Origin of the sequence: Luteibacter anthropi (assembly GCF_011759365.1) — a bacterium.
Lineage (GTDB): Bacteria > Pseudomonadota > Gammaproteobacteria > Xanthomonadales > Rhodanobacteraceae > Luteibacter > Luteibacter anthropi.
This window is the reverse complement of record NZ_JAARLZ010000012.1, coordinates 1-11,382: the sequence shown is the minus strand read 5'-3', so window position 1 is coordinate 11,382 and position 11,382 is coordinate 1. Positions and strand designations below refer to the sequence as shown.

Below are 11,382 nucleotides of genomic sequence, written 5' to 3'. Positions count from 1 at the left end.
CAGGGGCGGCGCGTCAGACGCGCCGCAGTGAATCGGGGGTCGTGCCGGCAAGATGCACGATGAGTTCGCCAAACAGCGTGTTGGCCCAGGCAAACCAGCTGCGCGTATACGTCGCCGGGTCGTCCTGGTCGAAAGCCTCGTGCATGAAGCCCGTGCCTGCGTGCGTGGTCTTCAGCCAGGTGAGGCACTGGCGGATTTCGGCCACGTCGTCGGTGGTGAAGGCCTTCATCATGATCGACATCGGCCAGATCATGCGCAGGCCCTCATGCGGACCACCGATACCTTCGGCGGCCTTGCCCTTGAAGAAGTACGGGTTGTGCGTGCTCCACACCTGGGCACGCGTACGCGCGTAGCGGGCATCGCGCGGCGTGCATTCCAGGTACGGCAATGCCAGCAGGCTGGGGACGTTGGCATCGTCCATGAACAGCTGCTGCCCGTAGCCGTCCACTTCGTAGGCCCAGTAGTCGCCCTGCTCGCCCTTGACCACGCCGTACTGTTCGATGGCGTTCGCCACTTCGTCGGCCAAGGCATTGCACTCGGCCGCGAACGTGGTGTCGCCATACAGGCTCGCGTGCATCTGCGCGAGACGGCGCAGGGTGATCACGGCGAACAGGTTGCCGGGGATATTGAACGGATACAGCGTCGCGTCGTCCGAAGGACGGAACATCTGGTGGATCATGCCCACCGGACGGGTGGGATTGCCGTAGCCCTTCAGGAACTGGCTTTCGCTGGGGTGCGGCGACTGGCGCTGGAAATGATACGGACCCTGGCCATCCTTGCGCTGCTGTTCGCGGAAGGTGCGCACGATCAGCTTCGACGCCTCGCGCCAGCTGTCGTCGAACGGCTCGCGGTCACCCGTGGTCTGCCAGTAGCCGTGCGCCAGGCGCACGGGATAGCACAGCGAATCGATTTCCCATTTGCGCTCGGCCACGCCCGGACGCATGTCCGTGTCGTCGGCCTGCGCCCAGTCGAGCGTGCTCTTGGCCTTCGGATCGGGCAGGAAGGCGTTGGCGTAGGGGTCGATGGAAATACAGCGCGACTGGCGACGGATCAGGCCGCGGAACAGCTTGCGCAGGGCTTCGTCCTTCGCGGCCAGCGGCAGGTACGGCCAGACCTGGGCGGACGAATCGCGCAGCCACATCGCATCGATGTCGCCGGTAACGACGAAGGTATCTTCGAAGCCGTCCAGGCGACCGACCTCGACCGTGGTGTCCAGGGTGTTCGGGAAGCAGTTCTCGAACAGCCACGCCAGTTCGGGATCGGCGATCTTCTTCTTCGTGGCGACGATCAATGCCTCGACGGCCGGGCTCGTGAACTTGCGACGCTCCACCGGGGGGCGCTTGCTCACGAAGCGCGGCGCGGCGAAGGCCGTGCCGACGCCGCCGGCCACGGCAAGACCGGGAGCCAGCGACAGCCACTTGAGCAGGTTACGACGGCTTGGATTCAAGGCATGTTCTCCTTCAGTGCATCGACCAGCGACATGACCGAGAGGGCATGGCGCAGGGTGGCGGCATCGACCTTGCCATCGACGGCGATCTCGCGGCTTTCGCCGGGCAGCAGGTCAAATGCATTGTCGGCAAGTCGCACGTCGGTGTCTGCGGTATCGATCCAGACGGCACGGGCCAGGCGCTTCGCCTTGACCGTGACCACCAGACCCTGACCGGCCTCGCGCACGTCCCATTGCAGTTCCGGCTTCGGCAGCGCCAGGTCGCGCGCCGCGCCGAAGTAAAGCAGGTGACGGGTGACCGGCGCGCCCTGTTCCACCAGCTCGAAGGACACCACGGTGTGTTTCGGATCGGCGCCCTTGAGCAGCGCAGCGTCATCGAGCTTCAGCACGGAGGTGCTGGACAGCGCCGCCGCATGCACGGGCTGGCTGGATTCGCGCAACAACTTGCCACCCATGTCGTAGACGCGCACGCGCAGGCTGGCATCGAAAGCGCTGGTGCGATCGGAGACCGCGAACACCTCGGTCACGCCGTTACGGCGCAGCGGCACCACGTCCACCGGCGCATAGAAGCGCTTCGCATGGAATTGCAGGGCCTTCCAGCGGTTGAAGTAATCGACCGACGCCCAGGACGCGCCCGGCCACACATCGTTGAGCTGCCAGTACAACGAGCCCATGCTGCGCGGACGTGCGCTGCGCAGGTGCTCGGCAGCCAGTTCGATGCCCTCGGCCTGCATCACCTGGCTCAGGTACACGAACGACGGAAAATCCTTCGGCTCGCCGTATTCCTGGCGGATGTACAGCAGCAGGCGCTGGTTGCCGTCGCCGTTGGCGAATTTCTGGTGCGCACGCATCACCTTCGATTCCGGCTGCATGTCTTCCGGTTTCGCGAAGGCCTTGATCGTGGCCATCACCGGGAAGGACTGCAGGCCGTACTCCGACTGGAAGCGCGGCGTGATGTCGAGATAGTGAGAGATGGGTTCGGAACCCGACCAGACCTTCCAGTAATGGAAGTCGCCGTCGTTCTCGACGTTGGCCGGACCATCGAAATCGGTGCTGGGCGAGCTGGCCCAGTACGGCACCTGCGGCGAGAGATCCTTCACCACCTTGCGCAGGGTCTTGTCGAAGATGTCGCGCATGCCGTCGTCGATGCGCTTGACCTCGTCGGCATTGACGAACTTGCGGAAGTCCTGGCGATCCGGCCAGTCGTCCCAGCCGGTCTGCACTTCGTTGTTGCCGGCCCACAGCACGATCGACGGGTGATCGCGCAGGCGGGTGACCTGCTCCACGGCCTCGATGCGGGTGCTCTCGCGGAAATCGGCGTCATACGGCGTGATGGCACCGCCGAACATGAAGTCCTGCCAGATCATCAGGCCCATGCGGTCGGCCAGGGTGTAGAACGCGTCGTCCTGATAGGTGCCGCCGCCCCACATGCGCAGCATGTTCATGTTGGCGTCGTGCGCCGAACGCAGGATGGCTTCCATCCGCTCAGGCGTGACGCGCGAGGGAAAACTGTCGAACGGGATAAGGTTGGCGCCCTTGGCAAAGATGGGCACGCCGTTGACCACGAAGGCGAAGCCACGGCCCCATTGATCCTTCTCGCGACGCAGCTCGACACTGCGCAGGCCGGTCTCGCGATCGGTGCTGGCCAGCGTGGCGCCGTCGCTGGCGACCTCGGCATGGAACGTATAGAGATTGGGCTCACCGTAGCCCACCGGCCACCAGCGCTGCGGATGGGCGATGGCCACCGGCAGCGCCACGTGATTCTCGCCCTTGGCAAGGGTCACGGTGCGCTCTTCGTGGCCGTGGCTGCCGTCGGGCGCTTTCCAGTCGACCTTGAGCATCACGGGGCCGGCCTTGTCGCTGCGCACGTCGAACTGTGCGTCGAGCTGGGCGTTGTCAGCATCCACATGCTGCTGGGCCACGTGGAAATCGGCCAGGCGCAGGGTGTCCCAGGTTTCCAGGCGCACCGGGCGCCAGATGCCAGCGGTGACGTAGCGCGGACCCCAGTCCCAGCCGTACTGGTAGTTGGCCTTGCGCACGTAGTTGGAGGTCTGCTTGCCCTTGGGTTCGTCGCCGAAGGCGGAATCGAACTCGCCCGGCAGCGAATACGGCTGTTTCATCAACCAGGGAAGCAGACGCGAAATGGGGGACTGGAAATGCACTTCCAGGGTATTGCTGCCCTTGTGCAGGGTGTCCTTCACCGGCAGGCGCCACTGGCGGAACATGTTGTCCGCCGCGACCAGCTTCTTACCGTTGAGATTAACCTCAGCAAAGGTATCCAGACCGTCGAAAACGAGATCGACGTGACCGCGTGCCAGGGTGGCCGCGTCCACGTCGAAGTCGAGTCGATAATCCCAGTTGGCGAGGCCGATCCATTGCAGGCCGGCCTCGTTGTCACGCCAGAACGGATCCTCGATCCGTCCCAGCGCCAACAGGTCTGTCTGGACGGCACCCGGCACGTGGGCCGGCTGCCAGTCCTTCAGGTTTGCATGCGCGTCGGCTTCCGCCCCTTGGGCAAGACGGAAGCGCCAGCCAGCGGAGAGGTCTCTCTCCGCCGGCACGGTGGCACTGGCCGCTCCGGCGGCCAGCCAGAACGCCAGGGCCAACGACGCGCGGCGCATCACAGCTTCAAGCCCAGCGACACCGTGTAGGTACGACCGTTCTTGTACGCATTGAGCGGCTCCGAAGGCGTGTTGTCATACTGGTAGTAGGTCTCGTCGAGCAGGTTGGTGGCATCCAGCGACACACGCATGTGGTCGTTGATCTGGTAGCCGACCGAGGCATCCAGTTCACGGAAGATGCCCGTGATCTGCTGCGACTGCAACTGTGCGATCGAGGTGAAGTACGACGAACGCCAGCTGTAGGTCACGCGAGCGCTCCATGGACCCTGCTCGAAGAACGGCGACAGGTTGAAGGAGTTCTTCGAGTTGTACGGCAGCGGGAAGTCGTTGCTGGTGTCCACATCCGAGTACGTGTAGTTGGCAAGCATGCCGAAACCGTACTTGAAGTTCTGCTGATAGGTCAGAGACACGCCCTTGACCTTGGCAACACCGGCATTGATCGGCACCTGCATCTGGTACACGGCGTTCTGCTGGGTCGTCAGGTTGAACTGCGTCTGCTCGACGTTGGTGTTGAGGATGTAACCCGAGATGCGGCGATAGAACAATTCGGCCGACAGCAGGCTGTTCTCCGAGAAGTACCACTCGGCCGAGAAGTCGTAGTTGGTCGACTTGTACGGCTTGAGGTTGATGTTGCCGCTCGAACCGGTAAGGGTGCGGTCATCCAGCGCCACGTACGGGGTCATCTGCTGGTAGCGCGGACGGGCGATCGTCTTCGCAGCGCCGAAACGCAGGGTGACGTTCTCGGCCGCGTCGTAGGCGATGTTCAGCGACGGCAGCCAGTCGTGGTAGCTGCTGCGCTTGTTCACCGGTGCGTACTGGTTGTTGCCGATGTTGGAATAGCCGTTGACCGTGTCACGGGTGCGGAAGTAGCGCACGCCGAGGTTACCGCGGTAGTCGTCGCCCGAGAAATCACCCTGCAGGTAGAACGCGCGATTCTGCTCGGCGATGCTGTAGGTCGCCTTCGGATCGAGCGAATAGCCGTACTTGTCCTTCAGCGCGTTCACATAGTTCTTCAGACCGCCCTTGCTGATGGTCGTCCAGTCACCCATGTTGCCGGCAGGCGAGAGGCCATCGAGGAAACCGCTGGGGGTACCGCCGCCGGCAATGCTGGACAGCGGCATGCCCGAGGCGGCAAGCACGTCGTTCGGGAAGTTCGACGAATACGCATCCTGGCCATCGAGATGGTTGGTGGCCTTGATGCCGGTTTCGATCTGGTTGAACGGCCCCCAGCTGACGTCGTGCGCGAAGTCGGCCTGGAAGTAACGCTCGCGGTCGTAGCTGGGCGCATGGCTGTAGCCTGCACCATTGATCAGCGACTGGTTCGGGTTGTCGCCGTTGTTGAAGTTGATCTGCGGATGCTGGCCGTCGAGGTTGTAGGTGTAACCGCCGAGGCTCTTGAACTGGGCGTTGTAGATGCCTGCCGAACCACCCGTGGAACCGGTGTAGCCGATCTGGCTCGATGCCGTCCAGCCGTCGCCGTACCAGTCGGCGCGCAGCTGCGCGGTACCGGTGTTGACGGTGGATTCGCGCTCGTAGCCGTCGAGGTAGGTGGCGGCGTTCGGGCCGTAGGTGCCCGAGGTGGCCACGCCATTGTCGAAGCCGAGCTGGGTGGCGTCCTTGGCCGAACCGGACCATTCGCCGTAGTGGCTCTGGTTGAAGTTGTTGAACTTCTCGGTGACGTACAGGCCGGTGAAGTTCAGCTCGAAGCCGTCGTTCGGCTTCCACTGCACGCCGGTGGACACGCCGTCACGCTTGCGTTCCTGCTGGAACCACGCGGTGTTGACGGCCGTCGGGTAAACGCCCTGCTGGTTCTTCGGCACCACGGCCGGATCGAACTGGTGGCTTGCGTTGGTGTCGGTCGGGTCATTGACACGCTGGTAACCGAACACTTCGGTGCCCTGGCGATCGATGATGCGATCGGAGTGCATCACCGAACCCAGGATGCCGAAGGTGTTGTCCTGGTTCTTCCAGCTGTACATCACCGAAGCGTTCGGCTTGCCGCGGTCGGCGCGGTCGTTGTAGCTGTAGCTGACGTTGCCGGTAAGGGTGTTGGCCTTCAGGTCGAGCGGGCGACGGGTGTTCACGATGACCGTGCCGCCGATGCTGCCTTCGTCGATGTTCGCCTGCGGGGTCTTGTAGACCTGGGCGTTACCGATGATTTCCGAGGTGAGCAGGCTGTAGTCGAACGAGCGGCTGTCCGGGTTGTTCGGATCGGACGTCCAGTTCGTCGAGGCCAGGGTCTGGCCGTTGAGCAGCAGGCGGTTAAGCGCCGGGTCGGTACCCAGGATGCTGACCTTGTCGCCTTCGCCGAAGTTACGGTCGACGCTGATGCCCGGAAGGTGCGACAGCGACTCGGCCACGTTGGTGTCCGGGAACTTGCCCACGTCTTCGGCCGAGATGGCATCGACGATGGAGTCGGAGTTGCGCTTCAGGTCCAGCGACTTCTGCAGGCTGGCACGGATACCGGTGACGGTGATGCCGTTGAGGTTGGCGGCATCCTGCGCGGATGCCGAACCCGGCGCGCCGGCGGTCGGGTCTTCGTTCTTCTTGGCAGCGGCGGTCTTGGCGGGCGGGGTCGTCGTGCTTGCGTCCTGCGCCATCACGCTACCCGTGGCGAACAGCCCGGCCATGATGGCCATGCTCAGTGCGCTGATACGGTGGTTCACATCGATCTCCTGGAGATTGAATCGGATAGCCGGAACAAGCCGCTCGCGCGCACTGGTTGCCTTAGCCCCGCTGGTTTGTTTTCGCGAAGCGAACGCCACCGCGCTGGCTTGCGCCAGCGTTCCGAAGACGTTCGATCCCTTGAATGTTCCGTGCCCTGTTCGTTGTCGCCGCGGCCAAACGTGGGGAGAGCAACCGGCGGCGTTAACCCAGTGTCGTTGCACCGGTGTTACGAGGCGGATTCTTGGGTGGGCTGACAACGTTGTCAACCAATTTTTTAACTCGATCCAAGGATGACAAGTTAGCATCAACGTATTGATTTATATAGCTTTGATGAAAATACCAAAATAGTGCAGTGCGGAAATTCTCAGGAGCAATTTGGATCGATCCATCTTTAGTCAATACGCTGGATATATATTTTCAACTTATTGGTTTTCATTGTTTTTATTTTCGTCCACGAACAGAGGTGACCGGAACCGGCTTTGGATACCCTTGCTTGCTGCACTGCAGCGTAAAAACATCCCCAAATCCGGCAATTCGCCCACGCTGCGTCCAACACTCTTCTAACGCAGGGCGCCGTCGTCCCCCCGCAGGTTCCCGCGAAGTCCGACGCGTAGCTAAATGCCCCTGCAGATTCGCAAGTGATTACGGCAGCAGACAGCGCGCAGTCACGCAGTAAAAGGGAATCTGGCGCCATGTTGGATCGATCCCCGATCCGGGACTGAAGGCCACCATGAAACGAAGCACGAGGGATGTCTTCCTGATGTCTGCCCTGTCGGTCGCGACGATCGGTTTTCTTGCCGGTTGCCAGCGCCAGGCCCCTCCCGACGAGGCGGCGCAACCGGCGCCCGCACCGGGCGCGAGCGCCCCCCAGGTATCGCAGCAGGCGGTCTACCAGCCGCCCACGGCCGAGCAGCTCTATGCGCTGGTGTCGCCGATCGCGCTGTTCCCCGACAAGCTCGTGGCGCTGACGCTCGCTGCGTCCACCCACCAGGACGATGTGAACCAGGCGCGCAGCTTCCTCGAAGGCAACCGCAACCTCACCGGCGCGGCCCTCATCGATGCCGCCGACGCCCAGCCGTGGGACCCCAGCGTGAAAGCCCTCGTGGCCTTCCCCGCCGTGGTGGACCAGCTCGCCACAAACGCCGACTGGACTGCCGCCCTCGGCGCGGCCTACGCGGCGGAACCCACCGACGTGATGAACGCCATCCAGGTGATGCGCCAGCGCGCCCGCGCGCATGGCTCGCTGAAGGATTCAGCACAGCAGAAGGTACAGGTAGTGGAAACCGCGCCCGCGCCAGCCGCCGTGGAAGAACGGCGCATCGTCGAGGCCCCGGCCGAGACCATCGAGATCGAGCCCTCGCAATCCGACGTGGTGTACGTGCCGCAGTACGACCCCGATGTGGTCTACGGCGAGCCGGTGTATTCCACGGTGTATTCCGAGCGCTGGTATTCGCCGCCGGTAAGTCGTGGCGACCTGGTGGCCACCGGGCTGGTCTCGTTCGGCGTCGGCGTGCTCGTGGGCGAACTGTTCGAGCACGGGCACCACGATCATCCGTGGGGCTGGAATGCGTGGAATACCTCGTGGGGTGGTCCCCGCGGCGGTGGCGGTTTCTCGCGGCCGGCCGTGGTCTACGACAACCATCCGTATGTCGTGAACCGGAACACGGTGATCAACAACTATACGAACGTCAATCGTTCGGTGCACATCGACAACCGCCACAACTTCGGCAACGTCAACAACATCAATAACTCGGTCAATAACTCGGTCAACAATTCAGTCAACAACAACACGACCAACAACATCCACAATCATTTCAACAACGGGCAGCCCGCCGCAGGCGCACCGGCCGCCGGCGCCGCCGACTTCGCGCACATGCAGCGCCCGAACTTCAGCCCGCAGATGATGCGCGCCACGGCACCCAACGAACACCCCAACTTGCCGCAGGCGCAGACGCGCCCTGGCGTGGAAGGTTTCCAGCGCAATGCGGCGGCCCCCGGCGCCGGTCCGCAGCCTCCGCAGGCCGCGCCAGGCCAGCCGCATACGCCCAACGCAATGTTCCGCAACGACCGTGTCGAGCGCCCGACGGCACCGCAGGCAGCGCACGTCGCCCCCCGGATGGACATGGCCACCCCGCCGCACCCGCAGCAGCAGGCGCCACACAACGAAGCCCGCGTACCACCGGCCAATGAACCCGCGCGGCCGGAGCCCAGGAACGAAGGCCCGCGCCCGGAACAGCGCTTCGAGCAACATAGGCAACAGCAACAGCAACAGCAACAGCAACAACAGCAGCAACAACAGCAGCAACGCGCCGAGCAACAACGTGCTGAACAGCAGCAACGTTTCGAGCAGCAGCGCATGGAGCAGCGCCCGCAGCCCCAACGCCAGGAGCCACCGCGCCAGGAGCCCAGAAACCAGCCCCGCCCGGAACAGCGCCCGCAGGAACACCACGACGAAAAGAAGCCGCCGGAACACGAACACGACAAGCACGACAACTGATCGCCACACTGCCTAAAGTCCTCCTGTAGGAGCGCGCCTGCGCGCGACCGTTCATGGCGCGGCCCATCATCGCTCCCGTTCCACCGGTCGCGCGCAAGGCGCGCTCCTACAGGGACACGGGGTCGTGGTGCGAATACCTTGTAGGAGCGCGCCTGCGCGCGACCATTCATGGCGCAACCCATCACCACTCCCGTTCCACCAGTCGCGCGCAAGGCGCGCTCCTACACTTTCCACCGCGACAACACCCAGAACGCTACAGCACCCGACGTTGCCAATCCCATCCCCGTCATCGCCAGCCGAAACAACACAAACGTCGTCTCATCCTTTGGATGAATCCACACCTGGATCATCAACTGATCCATCGCCAGCAAGGCCACGATCGCGCTGCCGAAGGCCGCCACCGCGAATCCGCGCGCACCGCGCGTGGCAAGGCTCATTCCCTCGCGGCGATCCATGAACACCAGCACGTTGATCACCATCAACCCCAGCGCCATCGTGATCTGCACGATTTCAATGCCCATGGCTCACCTCGCTGGTGTCGTACCTCGACGGTGCCTCGAACAACACCTGTGTATGCGCCCGCTGCACGCAGTAATGCCCCACCGCCACCAGCGCCGCCACGCCGCCGATCGCCAGCGACAGGTCGCGATGGTCTGCATCGTCTGCCTCTTCATGCGCTACTTCGGCCAGCAACCGCGCGGTGCCCTGCGCATACGCCAGCCACTCCGTCGCTTCATTGAGCAAGCGTTCGGTGGAGGCATCGTCGTCCTCCAGAATCCAGTGTTCGTTGATGTCCTTCATGTACGACTCCATGGGTCAGCGCCGCCCTCCCATCCCAGGTGTGGCACGCCATGGACTCCATGAACGTGCCACGGGGTAACGCAACGTCAGGTTGACGTTTTACTGCGCATCGCTCCGGGACGATGAGGCTCTCCGGCGTGTCCGTGAGCGGACGCCGGGCGGCGTGATTGTCGAAGTGGATGCGGCGTCAGCGGGCCTTTACCGGGCAGCCGGCAACGCGCCGGGTGTTTACGGCAAGGCCAAAGCGCTAGAGGCGCGGCTCACGCCGCGGTTCGTCAACCGCGTTCTGGCAGGGCCGGAACGGCCCGGGCACCGGAGGGTGGGCCACCGCGGAGAAGCGGCGGGCGGACGAGTGACGTAGAATGACAGATAGCCATAGACGACTCCTTGCTAGTTCGTGCTAGTTGAGGATGACTCGGTGGTTAGTGGGATCGGGGTGACGCCAATCGCCCCGGTTCCACGCCCCCACCGCCTTGGAGCGAAGGCTGCCTGCGAATACGAGTGAAGCGACAGCGCAGGCAGCGGTGACAACGTAGCAAAACAACACAGAATTGTCTGTAGGCGCCGCCCGCGTGTTGCCGTCGTGAGGCCACCGCGCGACCACCTGCTTGTGTAGGAGCGCGCCTTGCGCGCGACCGGTTTTTGCGATCACGCCTCACGCTCATCGTTCGCGATCATCTCCATTCCTTCGCTTCGTCCGGTCGCGCGCAAGGCGCGCTCCTACACATGCAGGAATCTCGCGCAGAAACCGATACCTCGCATCCTCCCGACCGTTTCTGCCTATTCGCGCCTACAACGGACGCCCTATATCGCCCCCCCATCCCACGGCGCACGCTGCTAGCCAGCGCGTCGACGCGCGCCTCCCGAACCCCACATCCGCACCGCACAGGAGAGCGACATGGACCACAATGCGATGGGCACGGACCCCTGCGATAGCCAGAACGACGCCATCTTCAACACCACCACGCAGAAGCGCACGCATGTCGACCCTCGGACGGGCTTGTTCGAGGCACTGGTGCCACTGCAAAAGATCACCGGCAATCCCGGACAGGGCCCGGTCATGGACCTGAGCCTGTACTACTCCCCTGTGGTGAACAACATGGCCGCCCTCGGCGATGGCTGGTCATTTGCCGTTACCACCTGGTACGAGAAGAACGACGACCTCACCCTGCATACCGGTGAGGTGATCGACGTCAAGAAGGGTGCAACCTTCAAGAACGCCGCCGTCAAAATCACCTGGACGGACAACAACACGACCATGACGGTCGAACGCACCGACGGCCGCGTGGAAACCCTCAAGAAGCAGGGTGACAGCCAGATCTGGGTGCCGCAGAAATTTACGACCGACG

7 protein-coding genes are annotated in these 11,382 nt (G+C 63.4%); 2 read left to right on the top strand and 5 right to left on the bottom strand.

Annotated features, from left to right (window positions below; genetic code table 11):
• Positions 1-13: 13 nt before the first annotated feature.
• The 3 genes from HBF25_RS18320 to HBF25_RS18310 are packed head-to-tail and all read right to left on the bottom strand — an operon-like array spanning position 14 to position 6,707.
• On the bottom strand, positions 14-1,447 hold the full coding sequence (locus tag HBF25_RS18320; RefSeq protein ID WP_166951045.1) for a glycoside hydrolase family 125 protein: 1,434 nt from the start codon (positions 1,445-1,447) through the stop codon (positions 14-16).
• Positions 1,444-4,068 carry a beta-mannosidase gene (locus HBF25_RS18315; RefSeq protein ID WP_166951042.1) on the bottom strand — a complete coding sequence of 875 codons (2,625 nt, stop codon included), beginning with the start codon at positions 4,066-4,068 and terminating at the stop codon, positions 1,444-1,446. The genes HBF25_RS18320 and HBF25_RS18315 overlap by 4 nt, the downstream gene beginning before the upstream one ends.
• Positions 4,068-6,707, bottom strand: coding sequence for a TonB-dependent receptor (locus HBF25_RS18310; protein ID WP_166951395.1), 2,640 nt, complete (start codon positions 6,705-6,707; stop codon positions 4,068-4,070). Before HBF25_RS18310 ends, HBF25_RS18315 begins: the two co-directional genes overlap by 1 nt.
• A gap of 758 nt (positions 6,708-7,465) precedes the next feature.
• Between HBF25_RS18310 and HBF25_RS18305 the strand changes: the two genes are divergently transcribed.
• Positions 7,466-9,232: a DUF3300 domain-containing protein gene (locus HBF25_RS18305; RefSeq protein ID WP_166951040.1), complete on the top strand. Its 1,767-nt coding sequence runs from the start codon at positions 7,466-7,468 to the stop codon at positions 9,230-9,232.
• Positions 9,233-9,453: 221 nt separating this feature from the next.
• On the opposite strand, the gene HBF25_RS18300 is transcribed toward HBF25_RS18305, so the two are convergent.
• Together HBF25_RS18300 and HBF25_RS18295 are read right to left on the bottom strand one after the other, a co-directional pair.
• Positions 9,454-9,753 carry a hypothetical protein gene (locus HBF25_RS18300; protein WP_166951037.1) on the bottom strand — a complete coding sequence of 100 codons (300 nt, stop codon included), beginning with the start codon at positions 9,751-9,753 and terminating at the stop codon, positions 9,454-9,456.
• Entirely contained in the window at positions 9,743-10,033 is a 291-nt protein-coding gene (locus HBF25_RS18295) for a hypothetical protein (protein WP_166948800.1), read from the bottom strand. Before HBF25_RS18295 ends, HBF25_RS18300 begins: the two co-directional genes overlap by 11 nt.
• Positions 10,034-10,931: 898 nt before the next feature.
• Between HBF25_RS18295 and HBF25_RS18290 the strand changes: the two genes are divergently transcribed.
• Positions 10,932-11,382, top strand: a 451-nt coding sequence (locus HBF25_RS18290; RefSeq protein WP_208392670.1) for a hypothetical protein, incomplete at its 3' end; no start/stop codon positions are given.